Below are 17,198 nucleotides of genomic sequence, written 5' to 3'. Positions count from 1 at the left end.
CCCGCGGCCGGCGTCTCGATCTCGCGCGGTCGCCGTTCTACAATCCAGCGTACAACGCCAGGACGGCGTTGCATTCATCAAAGGGAGTTTGGATATGGATATCCTTCACGCTCGGCGCCTGCGCGCCGGTTTTCTTTCCTGCCTGTGTCTCGCCCCCATGCCCGCCGCCGTGCATGCCAGCACGCTGGTGGCGTTCAGCTTCGACGATGCCGCCGGTGTGTTCGACGCCGCGCCCGGCACGCTCGCCGCGGGCCTCGCGAGTGCGGCCTGGAGCGACGATCTCGGGCGCCTCGGCGACCTCGCCGGCAATCCCGGTCGCGCGCTGTCGGCCAGCGGTTTCACCGGCAGCAACCAACTGCATCTCGTCATCGAACAGAGCGGCGCGCGGCGGCTGGCGCTCGACCTTCTGCATTTCGACATTCGCGGCTCGGCCAGTGGTCCGAACGGCTGGACCTTGAGCCATGCCGGCACGACCTTGGCCAGCGGCGCGGTCACCGGCAGTTTCCACGGTTTCGACATCCCGCTGGCGCTGGTCTCCGACGCGCGCGAGCTGGTGTTGAACCTGGCCGGCAGCGGCGCCACCGCCATCACCGGCACCCTGCGCCTCGACAACGTGCGACTCGAAGGCGAGCTGCGCCCGGTGCCCTTGCCCGGCTCGGTGTTCCTGTTCGCGACGCCGATGTTGGGCGCGCTGCTGGCGCGGCTGCGCGAGCGCTGCGCTCAGGCGCTGGAAGCCGGCCACTCGCGCCAGCCGTCGAGCAAGGGGAAATACAGGCCGAGCATGATCGGCCGCGCATCGAGGCTGGCCATGATGCGTGCGTAGCGTTCGAGCTGCGGCCGGTAGCGCGTGAGTTCTGAATCGAGATAAGCCTCGCGCGCGCCGCCGCGATGGCTGCCGGTCTTGAAGTCGACGATCCAGCGCCGCCCTTCGCCATCGACGAAGGTGCGGTCGATGACGACGCGTGCCGCGCCGCCATGCTCGACCACCGCCAGGCAGAGTTCGGTTTCGACCTCTGCCTGGTCGGCGGCGAACAGCCAGCGACCGCGCGCACTGCCGAGGGTCGCCTCGACCGCGCGTGCGATCTCACCCACCGCGCCGTCCAGTTCATCGCTCGCCACGCCGAGCGCGCGCAGCTGCCCGCGCGCGAACACCGCCAGCGCCGGCGTCCAGGCGCCCCCGGCGCCACGCAGCGACAGGTCCTGCAGCAGACGATGGGCCACCGTGCCGATGTGCTTGGCGGTGGTGCCGGCCCAGTCGAATTCCAGCGGCGGCTCACTGCCGGCCAGCGGCGCCTCGAAGCGCGGCGAGGCGAGGCTGCCGGGCACATGGCGGCGCAACTGCGGGCCGTCCCGCGCGGCCAGCGGTGCCGCGTCCGCGCTTACCGACGGCGCCAGCGTGGCCACGGCGGCCGCGCCGATGGCGGGCCACAGCATCGCGAAGAATGAGCCCTTGGCCGGTTTCGCCGGCGCGTCGTCCTTGGCCGTCAGCTGCCCGAGCAGGTGCACTTCGCAGCGGGCGCGGGTCAAGGCCACGTACAACAGGCGCACCGCTTCGGCGGCCACGTCTTCCTTGTCGCGCTCGCGCAGGTAGGCGAACCATGGGCTGCCGCCCTTGGCGGGGGACGGCGCGAGCAGCAGGTGCGCCGAGTTGTCCTCGTCATGATGTTCCCGCCACGCCAACAGCGGCCGGTCGTCGGCGCGCGGCTTGCGCCCGCAGCCCGGCACCAGCACGTAGTCGAACTCGAGGCCCTTGGCGCGGTGGATGGTCATCACCTGCAGGCGGCTGTCGGCCGCCGCCGGCGGGCTCGAATAACGCGTCGACAGTTGCTCGGTGAGACGCTCGACGGCCAGCGGCGCATCCTCACGATGCAGCGCTTCGAGCAAATCGAGATAGCTCCTGACATCGGCGAAGCGCGCTTCGCCATCGAGCAAGGCCGGCCCGCCCAGCGCCACCCAGCAGCGTTCGACCAGGCTCGCCAGCGGCTCACGTCCGACCCGCGCCAGCGCCGCCGCCAGCACGCCGCCGACGCGCTCGAGGCGCCGCGACTCGTCGTCCGGCAGCGCGGCGCACCACGCGCGGTCCTCGAGCGCTTCGAGCAGCGTGCCGTGGCGTGCGGTCAGATGCTGCAAGGTCGCGAGCGTGATGCCGCACCACGGCGCGCGCAGCACGGCCAGCCACGCGATGGCGTCGGCCTCGTGCAGCAGCGCGCGGGTCAGGGCCAGCAGATCGACGATGCACGGCAGTTCGCCCAGCGCTTCGATCTCGCGCGCGGCGATGGCATGGCCGCGCGCCACGAGCTCGGCCGTCACGCGGCCGAGATGACTGCGGCTGCGCACCAGGATGGCGATGCTGGCGTGCGGCGCCGCGGCGCGAATGGCCTCGACCCGCGCCACGACTTCGGCGGCTTCGCGCGCGGCGTCGCCGTCGGACATGGCGTGCACCTGCCACACCGAGGCCAGCGCCGGCTTGACGGCCGACTGCAGCACGAACGGCACCTCGAACAGTGGCACGCTGGCGCAGGCCACCGGCATGACGTCGTTGATCCATTCGACCAGCGCGGCCTGCGCGCGGAAGTTGGCCGACAGGCGCAGGCATTCGAGCTCAAGCCCGCCGAGCGCGTCGCCGCGCAGCAAATTGGTGAACAGGCGCACGTCGGCCTGGCGGAAGCGATAGATCGACTGCATCGGATCGCCGACCATGAACAGGCTGCGGCCGTCGCCCTGTTCCCAGCCGGCGGTCAGGGCTTCGATCAGCTTGTACTGGGTAAACGAGGTGTCCTGCACTTCGTCGACCAGCAAATGCTGCAGGCGGTAGTCGAGCATGAGCGCCAGATCGGTGGGCTGCTCGGGCGCGCCCAGCGCCTGCTCGGCGGCCAGCGCGAAGCTGGTGAAGTCGACACGGCCGCTGCGCCGGCCCTGCACGTCGAACAGCGCCGCGGCGAGCTTGAGCGCGGCCAGCAGCGCGCTGATCACCTCGCTCTCGCCGGCCACGAACATCTGTCGCGGCAGTTCCAGCACGCGCCGCAAGGCGGTATCCAGCGAAAGCACTTCGCGCAGCGCGGCGATGATGTCCAGCATCGACTGCTTGGCGGCGGCGAACGCCTTGCCACTCGGAAAGCCCTGGTTCTTGTTGAGCGCGCGCCGCCACTCGCCGTCCTTGGTCAGCAGCAGTCGCGCCAGCGCCTGCCAGCTCGGCAGGTCGTCCAGCGTGGCGCCGGGCAGCGCGGCGAGGCCCGCCAGTTCGACGATGGCACGTTCGCCGTCATCGACCGCGGCAAGATGGCGCGCCGCGCCGTCGGCGCCGGCCAGCAGTTCGTCGAGGGCGATGTCGGCGCGGCCCAGCAGGCGCCGCGCGCGACGCAGATCGTTCGCCACCACGCGCGCGAAGCCGACCTCAAGGGCCTGGAATTCGGCGCCCCGGTGCAGCACGCGCAGCCACTGGTCGCGACGCGCCAGCATCTCGGCCAGCAGCGATTCGAGCTTGTGCCAATCGTTATCGAAGTGCGCAAGGAGCTGCGCGATCGCGGCGCTCCACTCGGCATCGTCGGCAATGCTCTCGACCGTTTCGCGCGCCGCCTCGCGGTACAGGCGCGTGGCGTCTTCCTCGACGCCCTGGGCGCTGGCGAGGCGTGCGCTGATCGGCGCCTGGCGCACGATGCTCTGGCACAGCGCATCGATGGTCATGATGCGCAGCCGTGACGGCTGCGCGCGGAGATCCCAGCCGCGTTCATGGTCGTGGGCCAGCACCGCACTGGCGTCGTCGTGGACGGCGGCGCGGAACGGGTCGTCGGGGCGCGGCCCGCAGGCGAGATCGAGGGCGGCGATGATGCGCGCGCGCATTTCCTCGGCGGCCTTGCGCGTGAAGGTGATGGCCAGCACCTGCTCGGGCTGGCGCACGCTCGCCAGCAAGCGCAGCAAACGCTGGGTCAGGAGCGTGGTCTTGCCCGAACCGGCCGGCGCCTGCACCACGAACGAGCGAGCGATGTCGAGCGCCGCACGGCGCGCGGCGGCGTCATCATCATCACGCATCGCCGTCACCGCCCGGCGCCGAGGTGCCGCCGTCCTCGTCATCGTCTTCAGCGCCCAGCGGCATCGAATCGCGCACCCGGCACAACATGTCGAACGCGCAGTAGCGGCAGGTCTGGCCGCCGCGCTTGGGGTCGACGCGCGCCACGCCGGCCGCGATCTCGTCCGCCAGCAGCTCGAGATCGGCGGCCCACGCCTGGCAGCGCGCGGCCCACTGCGCGTCGTCTTCGTCGTCGCTCATGTGCCATGCGGGCCTGGCGCTGTCGACCTGGCCGTAGGCGATGGCGCGCACCCGCGCGGCGTCGCCGGCCACCGCGTAGAACGGCAACTGCGGTTCATTCATGCGCGGCGGCTGCCAGTCGGCGCGCGAACATTTGCCGGTCTTGTAGTCGATGACGATTTCGCGACCGTCGTCGAGGCGGTCGAGTCGATCGAGACGCACCCGCAAGGCGAGTCCCGCCAGCGTCACCTCGCGCGGCTGCTCGACAGCCATCACCGTGAACGGCGCGCGCTTGCGCTCTTCCTCCAACCAGCGCAAGAGCAGCGCCTGCAGGCGCTGACGCTCGACCTCGAGCACGCGGCGTTCGAGCACGGTCAGCGCCGGCCATACCGGCAGCGCCGCGGCGACCGCCGACGCGACGAGATCGGACAAGGCCTCGGCGCCCAGCGCGAGCAGCCGCGCCTGGCTGCCAAGCTCGCTCCACAGGCGCGCCAGCGCAGCGTGCACGACATTGCCCTTGTCGAGGGCGGACAGGCCGGGGCGCGGCTCGTCGGGCGCGCGTGCCGCGAGGCGGTATTGCGCATAGGCGCGAAACGGGCAGGCGGCCTGGGCCGCGAGCATGCCGGTGCCGCCACGCGCGGCGGCCACCGGCGGCGGGCCCCGCTCATCGCGCAATTGTTCGATGGCGGCGGTGCCGGCGCGCCAGGCGCTTGGTACGTAGCGGCTCGGCGCCACCACCGGCACCGCGCGCAAGCCCGGCAGCAAGGGGCTCGGGCTGTAGATCAATTCGCCGTCGCCGGCGCGGTAGCTGGCGATGCGCGCGCCGCCGCCGGCGGCCAGCGCCGCGAGCAGGTGGCGCGCACGCGCGAGGTCGCGCCCGGCATCGGCGCCGGGCATGCCGGCCGCCCTTTGCGTGGCCAGCGGCAGGCACGACAAAGGTCGCGCAGCGCTGACGAAGGCCGACGACTCGCAGCCCGCCAGCCACAGCGCGCGCGGAGCGATGAGCGCGGCTTCGAGCGGCGTGACCACGAATACGCCGCGCCGTGCCGGCGCGCCGCGCACGGCGCTGTCGTTGAGCAAGCGGCGCAGACGCGCCAGTGCCTCGGCGGCGTTATGGGCCGGCAACACGCCGTCGAGTCTTTGCAGACGATCGCAAACCTCGCCCCACTCGCGCTGTACGCGCAGGCTCTCGCCGTCGAGCGGCGCCTCGCCCGGCCAGGCCGCCAGCGCCAGCACGCGCTCGAAATATTCCAGCCAGCGCACCAAGGGCTGACGACGCGGCCGCGCGCCATGCAAGGCCAGCACTTGTTCGAGCATGGCCAACAGCCGCGGACAGGAGTGGGCAGGCAGGCGCAGGTGTTCGCGCACCACGCTGAACGGCAACTCGTAACGATTGAGCGCCCGAAGGGCGGCGTCGGCACGCGCCCGCGCGGCGCGTTCCTCGCTGGCGCCGCCGAGGTTGGGACTGCGCAGCAAAACGCTGAGCTTGTCCCAGCGCGTGAGCTGGCCGAATTCGAGCAGCGCCAGCGCGGTCTCGATGCGCGGCTCGCGGCCGAGCGACGCGCGCACGCCGACGTGCACCGCCTCGCGCGCACCGAACACGTCGCGCACACAGCGCAACACCAGCTCCGCATCGTCACGCAGACTGTCGAGCGCCACCACCACGCGGCCACCGCCTTGCGCCTCCTCGGCGGCGGCCCAGGCCAACGCCGCGTACAGCTCCTGCTCGCGGTCGGCGTAGGCGCGCGCTTCGAAACGCGCGGGGTCCGCCGCCGGCGCGCGCGGCTCGCGCGGTAACAGCGTGGCCACCGCCGGCGGCGGCGCCAGGAAGCCATGGGCGACGAAGCCCGGCGGCAGCGCGTCACCGCCCGCCGACAGCAGGCGCGCGTGGTCGGTGACGCGCAGTTCGCGGCAGCGCTCGAGGTAGGCGCTGCTCCAGCGCTGGAAGGCAGCGACGTCGTCGTTGACGAGGGCCGGCGCCGGCGGCCACGGCAGGCGCCAGGCATGCAACGCGCGCCACGCGTCGCGCGCCGCCAGCGCCGCCGCGTCCGGCGTGTCGAGCGCGAGCACGTCATCGTCGGCAATCAGCGCCGACCACAGCGCCAGCTCCTGCTCGGGCGACAGCACGAAATCGAGCGCCGCGCCGCGCCCCGCCATCTGCTGCTGTTCGAAGCGCTGGGCCAGCACGCTGGCCAGCGTGCGCACGGCGGGCGGCCGCCATGCGGCTGAGCCGGCCGCGCGCGCGGCCTCATCGAGGGCGAGATTCACCACCGACAGCGCCGCGCCATCGGGCACCACGATGCCGGCAGCGGCCTGCATGAGAGCGTCGAATGGGTGCAGGTGCAGACTCATGGCCGCCATCAAACGACCGACACGGGCCACGCGCTGTGCGCTGTTATACTCGCCGACGCCGTCCTGGGGTGTCGTGCATGCGCCGCATCGTATTGTTGATTTGTTGCTATTGCCTGGCCGTCGCGCCGGCCGCCGCGCGCATGTACCAATGGCGCAATCCCGCCACCGGCACCACCCAGCTGTCCGGCACGCCGCCGGCCTGGTATCGCGGCACCGATGCCGGGCCGCGGGTCTACGTGTTCGAAAACAATGCGCTGGTGGATGACACCGGCGTGGCCGTGTCCGATGCCGAGCGCGAGGCATTGCGCGCCGCGGCTTTTGGCGCCGCTGCCCAGCCGCCGGCGACGGCAAACACCACGCCGGCGATGCAGCACGACAGTCCCGCCGCCGTGCCGGCCGTGCCGCCGCCAAGCGCCCCGCGCGCAGCGCCCGCCGAGGCCGAGAACGCCGCCACCGCAGCGAATGGCGACAAGGCCGACAAGGCGGCCTCGCTGAAGGCGCTGATCGACGCCTGGGATCAACGCCAGCTCGACCAGGCGCGTTCCCTGCTGGAGATGCTGCCGGGCGACCAGCCGGCGGCGCCCGCACAGCGTCCTGAGTGCTCACTTGTCGCGCCGGATGAGGCTCGCCAGCGCATCCCAGAACCCCACCTTGGCCTCGCTCGCTATATCGCGCATTTCCGCCAGGCGGTGATTGCCCGGGTCCACCTGCAGTCCGAGCGCGACATAGCTGCGCGCCTGTTCGAAGTGATCCTCGGCGATGGCTTGCTCGGCCAGCATGGCGAAGCGGTCGGCGATATCCTGCATGCCGGCCTGCGCCTCGGCGTTGTTCGGATCGAGCTGCAGCATGCGTGAGAAATAGTAATAGGCGTTGTCGCGCGCGGGCTCGGTCAGGCGCAGATCGTTCAAGCTGTGCCGCCCCAGCCACAGCAGCGCCTGCGCCACCTGTCCCGGCGCCGTGCCGGCCGCCGCCGTCGGCTCGGTGCCGGCCGCTCCGGCAACGCGGCGCTGACGGGCGGCCGGCCGCGGGTGGCGGTTCGAGGCGCTGTTCGATGGTCAGCAACACGCCCCAACCGATGCCGCACAACACCAGGAGGCTCACCAGCACCCATTGCAGCGGCCGCAGGCGGCGTCTGTCGGTCATGGGGAGTTGGGTGGCGGTGGTGCCCAGGCCTTCGGTCGAGCGTTCCTCGGTGATGTCGTAGTCCGGCCGCGCGGTCATTTCGGCCTTGGATTTCACCACCCCGGCACGGCGCATCTGGGCAATGAAATGCTGCAGGCTCTGGGCGTCGCGGAAACGATCCTTGCGCGACTTGGCCATCATCAGGTTGAGCAGTTCCTGGTACTGCTCGAGGCCGGCCGGCAGCTTGGGCACCGCCGCCTTCTTGTGCATGAGGATGACATCGATGACCGAATCGGCAACGTAGGCGCGCGCGCCGGTCAGCATCTCGTAGAGAATGACGCCCAGCGAGTAGATGTCGGCGCGGCCGTCGATGGGGCCGGACTCGGACTGTTCGGGCGCCATGTAATTGGGACTGCCGACGAACATGCCGGTCGAGGTCAGATCGGAGTCGTTGGTGAGGCGCTTGGCGATGCCGAAGTCGCTGAGCAGCGGCGTACCGTCACGCCGGAACAGGATGTTGCCGGGCTTCACATCGCGATGAACGATGCCGTTCTCGTGCGCGGCGGCGAGACCAGCCGCCACTTTCTCGACGATGTCGATGGCCTCGACCGGCGCGAACACCTTGCTCAGCAGGCGGTCCTTCAAATCGCCGCCCTCGACGTACTCCATCGAAATGAAGATCTGGTCGCCGGCCTGGCCGATGTCGTAGATGGTGATGATGTGGGGGTGATTGAGCGAGGCGATGATGCGCCCCTCGTTGAGGAAACGCTCGACGGTCTCGGCGCTGATCCCGGTGCTGGTATCGAGGATCTTGAGCACCACCTCGCGCCCCAGTGAGCGCTGCTCGGCGAGATAAACGGTGGCCATCCCACCTTGGCCGATGAGGCGTTTGATCTCGTATCCCGGGATCTCCATCGGCGGATTATAGAGCCGCTCTGCCCGAAATAGGCGAGGCTCGCCCTGCGTGCCTTTTGCCTCGGCCTCGGGTTACAGTAGGGGCGCTTTTATCAATACGAATAATCTCATGCCCGAATCCAAGAATGCCGCCAAGGCCGCTCGCCCGCGCTCGCGCAAATTGATCGAAGACATGCTGCAGGAACGCCAGCAGATGCTGGTGCTGTTGTGGGAGTTGTCCAAGCTCGACCTCGCCAAGCTCGACGATGCCACGCGCCAGACCCTGGAAGACTTCCAGGAGATCCTGGTCGATTACATCGCCGCCGCCCATTTCGGCCTCTACCAGCGCATCGCCGAAGGCAATGAACGCCGCCAGGCGGTGCTCGACATCGCACGCGAGATCTATCCGCGCATCGCGCGCTCGACCGACATCGCCGTCGAGTTCACCGAGAAATACGACAGTCCCGACGCCGATGCCGCCACCGTCAAGCTGGCCGACGACCTGTCACTGCTGGGCGAGGAGCTGACCTCGCGCATCGAACTGGAAGACCGATTGATCCTGGCCATGGTCGGCGGCGATTTCCCGATCCCGAAGGCGCCAAATCCGGCCTAAGCGCTGCCCTGTAGGTGCGAATTCATTCGCACATTCGAAGGCGCGCAGAAGCGCATCGCCGGGCCTGTGTGCAGAATGAATTCGCACCTACAGGATGCAGCCCTGCATCCGCTCTCACAACTCCCCCGCCGCCTTCAGCTTGGCGCGAATGAAATCACTGTGCGAGAGGTACAGAAGATCCGCCAGCTTGCGGATGTAATACTCCTCGTAATGATCGACGCGGCCATCGGCCTGCGCCACCCGCCACAGCATTTCCAGCAACTCCACCTTCTGTTCGCGTGACAGCCTGTCATTGGCGGTGCGGGTGAAATCAAAGAACGACACCGAGGCATCCACCGCTTCGGCGGCGGTCGTCACCAGGGCATCGATGTCCTCGTCCTCGAGTTCGCAAAAGCGCGCCAGGGCGCCGAGCACCGCGCGCCGTTCCTCGTCATCGACACTGTGATCGGCGCGCGCCACTTCGAGCAGCAGCGCGGCCACCGCGAGCGGCATGGGATCGATGTCGGCGCCCGGGTCTTTCAAGCGCGCGAGACCTTCGTCGAACAGGGCTTTCAGGCTGCGAAACATGGCTCATGGCTACGGCTGTACTGGAGCGACGATGGTAGCCCGCGCCATGACCTTCCCCCAAGCGCGGCGGCCGTAGGAGAAACGCGCGTCGCCCGCTAGCATGGCGCCATGCCTCGCATCCATGTCGACATCGAACTCGCAAGCGGCAAGGACTGCGTGCTGCCCGCCGTCGCCGCCCACCACGTGCGCGATGTGCTGCGTCTCGAACGCGGTGCCGAGCTGACGCTGTTCAACGGCCGCGGGGGCGAATACGAAGCACAACTGGTGACCGTCACGCGCGGCGAAGTGCGCGCGATGATCGGCGCATGGCGTGCCGGCATCGGCGAATCGCCGCTGGCGGTGACGCTGGTGCAATCGATCTCGCGCGGCGAGCGCATGGATTACACCCTGCAGAAGGCCGTCGAGCTCGGCGTGCACCACATCCAGCCCATCACCAGCAGCCGCACCGTGGTGCGGCTCGACAGTGCGCGCGAGGAAAAGCGCCTCGAACACTGGCGCGGTGTGGTGCGCCATGCCGCCGAACAAAGCGGCCGCACCGTGGTGCCGGCGATTGGCGCGGTGCTGAGCCTTGGCGCCTGGCTGGCCGGCGCGCAGGCGGGGCGCGCCTACATGCTCGACCCGTTCGCCCACGACAGCCTCGCGCAACAGGCCGCGCCCGCCGCTGGCGTCGCGATCGTGGCCGGGCCGGAGGGTGGGTTCAGCGCCGATGAACGCGCAGAGATGACGCGTGGCGGCGTGGTGCCCGTGCGTCTCGGTCCGCGCGTGCTGCGCACCGAGACCGCCGCGCTGTGCGCGCTCACCATCATGCAGACGCGCTGGGGGGATCTGGGCTAGACGCCCATGCCGATCGGACGCGCCGCGAATCGTTTGGACTTTAGACGCTTGAGCGGGCCTGTCTCACATTTTTCCAATTTTTACTCACGGGCGATTCGAGTGGCGGGCTATCGTTGCGGCCACTTGCTGTGCCTGGACGCGTGGGGACGTGGCCAGACAGCCCAATAAAAAAAACGAAGAACAAAGCAACCGCATTTCATGAACAAGCGCTCTGCCTCGCGCGGCCAACTGCCGTACTCACCGACATCCCGTTGGCCGAAAACCCCGTGGAACCATCGCATGCGCGACCTGGTACGCCCCGTGGCGACCCTCGCGGCGCTGGCTTTCGGCGCCAGTGCGCAGGCTGCGAACTTCGATTGCTCTTGGGCCAGTGCCGCCAGCGGCACGTGGAACGGCGCAGCCAACTGGGCCAGTTGCAACGGCGCGCGTCCGGACAACAGCGGCACCGATACTTACAACGCCACCATCAATGCCGCCGGCGCCGCCTACACGGTGACGCTCGACAGCGCGGCGAGCATCGGCCAGCTGACTCTCGACTCGACCAGCGCCACGCTGTCCCATACCACCGGCACGCTGACCGCATCGGCGATCGATATCGTCAACGGCAGCTACAACCTGGCCGGCGGCACCATCGTCGGCGGCACCATCGACACCGCGCGCCGCAGCTTGACTCTCTCCCGGCTCGTGGTCACCGCCGACAGCACACTATCCGGCGGTGTGACGCTGTCCGGCTTCATGAGCGTCGGCAATTCCTCGAGCAATATCGCGCTCACCATCAACGACGGGCTGACGCTCGACCAGGCCCCGGGCGAGATCCTGGGGGTGAACAGCGCCAACAATGGCTTCACCACCACCACCAATGGCCTTCTGTTCAACACCGGCACTCTCGGCGGCACCGGTACCGTGATGCTGACGCCCGGCGCGAACTCGACCCTGCGCCTGTTCGTCAACGACGCGCAGACCCTGACCATCGGCTCGGGCGTGACCATCGTGAACAACGGCAGTGCCGGCAACATCGCCGTCAGCTCCGGCAGCGGCGGCACGATCATCAACCACGGCACCATCCGCTCCGCTAACCGTGGCCGCACCGTCACCGTCAATCCCGACAGTTTCACCAACGATGGCACCCTCGCCGCCGTCTTCGGCAGCACCCTCACGCTGGGCGGCAACTGGGACAATTCCGCCGGCACGATTTCGCTGGACGAAGACTCGAACTCGACGGTCAACCTCGGCGGCAACTTCACCACCCACCAGATGGGTACGGTGAGCCGCAGTGGCAACGTCGCGAATGGCGTGATCAACATCACCGGCACGCTGGACAACAGCGGCGACACGCTGTTCTTCAACGACACCACCGGCAACATCAATCTCGCCGGCGGCACCATTGTCGGCGGCACCATCGACACCGCGCGCCGCAGCTTGACTCTCTCCCGGCTCGTGGTCACCGCCGACAGCACGCTGTCCGGCGGTGTGACGCTGTCCGGCTTCATGAGCGTCGGCAATTCCTCGAGCAATATCGCGCTCACCATCAACGATGGGCTGACGCTCGACCAGGCCCCGAGCGAGATCCTGGGGGTGAACAGCGCCAACAATGGCTTCACCACCACCACCAATGGCCTTCTGTTCAACACCGGCACTCTCGGCGGCACCGGTACCGTGATGCTGACGCCCGGCGCGAACTCGACCCTGCGCCTGTTCGTCAACGACGCGCAGACCCTGACCATCGGCTCCGGCGTGACCGTGGTCAACAACGCCAGTGCCGGCAACATCGCCGTCAGCTCCGGCAGCGGCGGCACGATCATCAATCACGGCACCATCCGTTCCACGGTCGGTGGCCGCACCGTCACCGTCGATCCCGACAGCTTCACCAACACTGGCACCCTCGCCGCCATCTTCGGCGGCACGCTGACCGTCGGCACCAACGCCGGCAACCTCACCAACCTTGCCGCCAACACCCTGAGCGGTGGCAGCTGGAAAGTGGACGCCGGTTCGACCATGAACTTCGGCACCGCGACCTTCAGCACCAATGCCGCGACCATCGAACTCGACGGTCCGGGCTCGAGCTTCAACGCGGTCAATCCGCTCGCCGCCAATACCGGTTCATTCACGATCAAGAACGGCCGCAATTTCACCACGGTCGGAGCGCTCGCCAACACCGGCACGCTGGCGGTCGGCCCGCTCAGTACCTTGACCGCGAACGACGCACTGAGCAACGACGGCCAGGTGCAACTCGCGGGCGGCACGGCGCATGCCAACACCTCGTTCGCCAACAACGCGGCCGGCCACATCTCGGGTTTCGGCGCCATCACCAACACGGTGTTGAACCACGGCCTGGTGCGCGCCAGTGGCGGCAAGCTCGAAATCACCGGCGGTATCGACGGCCAGAGCGGCACCATACAAGCCGACAGCGGCGCGACGCTGACGCTAGGCGCCGATTCCGACGGCGATTTGCTGGTCAACAACGGCACGCTGGATCTCGGCACGCACAACGTGACCGTCGCCGAGGACTACACCAACGCCAACTTCGGTGCTGGCAACAGCTTCAACGCGCACGCCAACGTGGTGGGCAGCGGGCAGATCCTCGCGAGTGGCGACGTCGCGCAGGCCCTGAGCGGCGAGGTCTCGGGCAGCGGCTCCAATTACTTCATGAGCTTCGGCAACGTGCACGTGGGTGATGTCGTCACCAAGAATTACCAGGTCGCCAACAGCGGCGTCACCGGCCCGGCGCTGCGCGGCGCGCTGCAGACCAGCGTCAACGGCGGCAACATCACCGATGCACGCTTGTCAGGCAGCGGCGTGACGGCGTCCAATTTCGGCCCGGTAGCCGCGGGCGCCTCCAGCGCCAACCTGGCGGTGACCTTGACCGCCTCCAGCGCCGGCCTGCTCGCCCCGCAGTCGGTGAACATCACCAGCAACTTCGACAACGTCGCCGACACCACCCTCGACATCGTGAGCTCGGCGGCCTACCGCTACGCGGAACCTGGCGCGCTGACGCCCGCGCCCGTGAACTTCGGCACGCATCGTGTCGGTGACGTGGTCGAGCAGACCCTGGACGTGACCAACGTCGCGATCAATGACGGTTTCTCGGAACGACTCAACGCGAGCTTCGGCGCCGTGACCGACGGCTTCACCGCCGCCGGCAGCGTCAACCTGCTCGGTGCGGGGCTCGGCGATTCGAGCGCAATGAAAGTGACCCTCGACACCGCCACGGCCGGTACCAAGTCCGGTACCGCGGTGGTGAATTTCGTGTCGGACGGCGCCGGCACCAGCGAACTCGGCCAGACCGCGCTCGGCGCCCAGGGCATCGCCCTCTCCGGCAAGATCTACGCGCAGGCTGTCGCCAGGCTCGACAACGCGCCGATCGACTTCGGCATCGTGCACAAAGGCGACGTGGTCGGCGCGCGCAACATCGCGATTGCCAACGGTGCGAGCGGCGCCTTGACCGACGTACTGCTGGCGAGTGTCAGTGCCAACTCGGCATTTGCCGGCAGCAGTGGCAATCTCGGCGCCGGCCTCGCTGCCGGCGGCGCGGACAACCTCAGCCTCAATGTCGCGCTCGACACCAGCGCCGCCGGCATTTTCAGCGGCACGGCGCTCATCGCTCTCAGTTCGCACAACACCGACATGTCGGACTTGAGCCTCGCACCGGCGCTGGTGGCGCTCAACGCGCAGGTCAACGAGTTCGCCAACCCGCTGCTGGCCAAGACCGGTGGCGACGGCAGCTTCGAACTGCAGGGCGCCAGCGTGACCCTGGACTTCGACACCCTCGCCGAGAACAGCGGCAGCTTCACCGCACTGCTCGCGCTCAGCAACGACATCACCGGCCCGGCCGACGATCTGCGCTTCGAGTTCTCGGGCACGAGCAGCAACTTCGGCGTCAACGGCTTCGGCGCGGCAACCCTCGCCGCCGGTGATGCGCACAACCTGTCGGTGGTGCTCGACACCCTGGTGGCCGGCAATTTCCAGGATGTCTTCACGCTCAACCTGTTCAGCGCCAATGCCAGCGGTTTCGATCTGCGGATTGGCAGCCTGAGCGTCACCTTGAAGGGCGTGGTGACGCCGGCCGCGGTGCCGGTGCCGGGTGCGGTGTGGTTGCTGGGTTCGGCACTGGCGGGCTTGGCCGGCCTGCGTCGGCGCAAGGCGCGGGGTTGAGTTCACTCTTTTTGGGTCAAGCTTCAGCCCGACATTTATTGGCAATGAAGACGCCGGTCGCCGCCGCTGAATGTCAGACTGAAGTCTGACCCACAGGTGGAGTGCTTCTCTTTGTGGGTCAGGCTTCAGCCTGGCCTTATATCGGTAATGGAGACGCCGGTCGCCGCCGCTGAATGTCAGACTGAAGTCTGACCCACAGGTGGAGTGCTTCTCTTTGTGGGTCAGGCTTCAGCCTGACCTTATATCGGTAATGGAGACGCCGGTCGCCGCCGCTGAATGTCAGACTGAAGTCTGACCCACAGGTGGAGTGCTTCTCGTGGGTCGGCTTCAGCCTGGGGGGGCCGGTAGGCTTGCCTGGCCTTTATCGGTATGGACGCCGGTCGCCGCCGCTGAATGTCAGACTGAAGTCTGACCCACAATGTTGGTGACTGCATTGTGGGTCAGGCTTCAGCCTGACATCAGGAAATGTTGTGCGGCGCGTTAGTTTCCCCGCAAACTCTTCCTCACCTGCGCCATCAGGCGGCGGCTGACCATCAGCCGCTCCGGCCGCGCCTCGAACACCACGAACACATTGCCCTCGGCATCGCGCTCGAGGCCGCGCACGTGGGCCGGCGCCACCAGCGCGTTGCGATGGATGCGCACGAAGTCGTCGGGAAATTCCTCTTCCAGCGCGCGCAGCGAATCCTCGATGAGCAACTGGCCGTGGGCGGACACCGCGCTGACATAGCCCTGGTCGGCCTGGAAATACAGCACCTCGATGATCGGCATGAGCCGCAGCGCGCCGCCCACCACCGCGCTCACGTGGCGACGCCGCACGCTGGCCGGCAGTTGCTGCTCGGCCAGCACTTCGCGACCGACGCGCAGGGTCTCGGCGCGTTGCAAGGCATCGCGCAGGCGCTCGCTGCGCACCGGCTTCAAGAGGTAGTCGAGGGCGTGGGATTCGAAGGCCGCCAGCGCATGTTCGTCGTAGGCGGTGGTGAAGATCACTAGCGGCGGCGTGGCCAGCGTGCCGAGATGACGCGCCACTTCCAGGCCGTCCATGCCGGGCATGCGCACGTCGAGCAGCACGACCTCGGGCGCCAGGCGTTCAACGGCGGCCAGGCAGGCCAGCCCGTCGTCGGCTTCGCCCACCACCTCGCCCATGCCGAGTTCGGCCACCTGCGAGACGAGTCGCCGGCGCGCCAGCGGCTCGTCGTCGACCACCAGGATCCTCATGCCACGCCCGGGCCGGCCAGGGGCACGCGCAAGCACACCACGTAGCGCCCGTCACGCTGCTCGCTGTCGAGTTCGGCGTCGTTGCCGAAATGCGCACGCAGACGCTGCCGTACGTTATTGAGGGCAATGCGATTGCCGTCGTGATGATGGGTGGCATGTTCGGCTTCGAAGGGATTGGAGACCGTCACTTCCAGGCGGCCGTCGCGGCAATGCGCGGCAATCACGATGGTGCCGCCGCCACGGATCGGCTCGATGCCGTGGTAGATGGCGTTCTCGACTATCGGTTGCAGGCTGAGCAGCGGCAGGCGCGCGCCCTGCGGCAGGTCCTGCACCTGCCAGTCCACCGCCAACCGCGCGCCGAGGCGCAAACGTTCGATGCTGAGATAGCGCTCGACGAAATCGAACTCGGTGGCGAGCGGCACCGGCGCGCGCGCGTCGGCGAGGCTGGCGCGGAACAAGTCGGCGAGATCCTCCACCGCACGCTCGGCCAGCGGCGGATCGCTGCGCGTGAGGCTCGCGATGGTGTTCATGCAGTTGAAGAAGAAATGCGGCCGGATGCGCGCCTGCAGCGCTTCGAGCCGCGCGCTGGCCTCCGACGCCACGCGCTGCTTCCAGTGGAACTGCACGTAGAAGTAGCGCAGCACCAGGGCCGCGACGATGGCCGCCACGCACACCGTGCGGCCGACCAGGTCCGCGTGTCCGATCTGGATGATGGCGCCGGCGCCGACCACCGGGTTCAAGACCCACCACGCGAGTTCCGCGACCAGCCACGCGATCGCCACCACCAGCAGGAAGCTCGCAATGGCGATGCTGCGTTCGGAACGGCCGGCGAGCGGCCGGCGCGCCAGGCACAGGGCGCCCGCCGAGGACAAACCCAGCCATTGCGAATACATCGACAGCAGCGCCAGTTCGTCGACGAAGCTCGGCCCGAAGCCATGGCGCGCGATGATGATGATGAAGGCCACCAGTTCGCTGGAGATGACGACCACGAACAAGGCATGCACGCCGCACAGGTCCGGCAGGAACACCGCTTCCGCGTCGAGGCCGGCGTCGCGTGGCGTGGCGTCAGCCATGGCAATGCGCCGACGCGGCGATGCGTGACACGTGAACGAGGGGCGAAGTGGCGGCCGGCATGGTTGGCGCTAGTGTCGTTCGCCGCTCGCCGCGGGGTCAATCCACGGCCGGGGGCCAAACCGCCGCCGG

9 protein-coding genes are annotated in these 17,198 nt (G+C 68.6%); 4 read left to right on the top strand and 5 right to left on the bottom strand.

The window, feature by feature from the left end:
* Nucleotides 1–94 precede the first annotated feature (94 nt).
* Nucleotides 95–823 (top strand): hypothetical protein, encoded by a 729-nt coding sequence (locus IPM80_05515; protein ID MBK8957888.1) that lies wholly within the window; start codon nt 95–97, stop codon nt 821–823.
* On the opposite strand, the gene IPM80_05510 is transcribed toward IPM80_05515, so the two are convergent.
* Both IPM80_05510 and IPM80_05505 read right to left on the bottom strand, forming a co-directional pair.
* A complete protein-coding gene (locus tag IPM80_05510; GenBank protein ID MBK8957887.1) occupies nt 721–4,029 on the bottom strand; it encodes a UvrD-helicase domain-containing protein in 3,309 nt (1,102 codons plus the stop codon). The genes IPM80_05515 and IPM80_05510 overlap by 103 nt on opposite strands.
* Nucleotides 4,022–8,587, bottom strand: a complete 4,566-nt coding sequence (locus IPM80_05505; GenBank protein ID MBK8957886.1) for a protein kinase — start codon at nt 8,585–8,587, stop codon at nt 4,022–4,024. Before IPM80_05505 ends, IPM80_05510 begins: the two co-directional genes overlap by 8 nt.
* A 157-nt stretch (nt 8,588–8,744) precedes the next feature.
* On the opposite strand from IPM80_05505, the gene IPM80_05500 reads away from it, so the two are divergent.
* Nucleotides 8,745–9,227: an Rsd/AlgQ family anti-sigma factor gene (locus IPM80_05500; GenBank protein MBK8957885.1), complete on the top strand. Its 483-nt coding sequence runs from the start codon at nt 8,745–8,747 to the stop codon at nt 9,225–9,227.
* A 114-nt stretch (nt 9,228–9,341) separates the two neighbouring features.
* On the opposite strand, the gene IPM80_05495 is transcribed toward IPM80_05500, so the two are convergent.
* A complete protein-coding gene (locus IPM80_05495) occupies nt 9,342–9,794 on the bottom strand; it encodes a TerB family tellurite resistance protein (GenBank protein MBK8957884.1) in 453 nt (150 codons plus the stop codon).
* Nucleotides 9,795–9,902: 108 nt separating this feature from the next.
* Here IPM80_05495 and IPM80_05490 point away from each other — a divergent pair, with 108 nt between their 5' ends.
* A complete protein-coding gene (locus IPM80_05490) occupies nt 9,903–10,628 on the top strand; it encodes a 16S rRNA (uracil(1498)-N(3))-methyltransferase (protein MBK8957883.1) in 726 nt (241 codons plus the stop codon).
* Nucleotides 10,629–10,907: 279 nt separating this feature from the next.
* Nucleotides 10,908–14,780 carry a choice-of-anchor D domain-containing protein gene (locus tag IPM80_05485; protein MBK8957882.1) on the top strand — a complete coding sequence of 1,291 codons (3,873 nt, stop codon included), beginning with the start codon at nt 10,908–10,910 and terminating at the stop codon, nt 14,778–14,780.
* Between the two features lie 480 nt (nt 14,781–15,260).
* Here IPM80_05485 and IPM80_05480 read toward each other — a convergent pair whose 3' ends face one another.
* A complete protein-coding gene (locus IPM80_05480; GenBank protein ID MBK8957881.1) occupies nt 15,261–15,995 on the bottom strand; it encodes a response regulator transcription factor in 735 nt (244 codons plus the stop codon).
* Entirely contained in the window at nt 15,992–17,068 is a 1,077-nt protein-coding gene (locus tag IPM80_05475; GenBank protein ID MBK8957880.1) for a histidine kinase, read from the bottom strand. The genes IPM80_05480 and IPM80_05475 overlap by 4 nt, the downstream gene beginning before the upstream one ends.
* Nucleotides 17,069–17,198: the final 130 nt, after the last annotated feature.

Source organism: Pseudomonadota bacterium, from assembly GCA_016719885.1.
Lineage (GTDB): Bacteria > Pseudomonadota > Gammaproteobacteria.
This window is presented reverse-complemented; position numbering and strand designations above follow the sequence as displayed.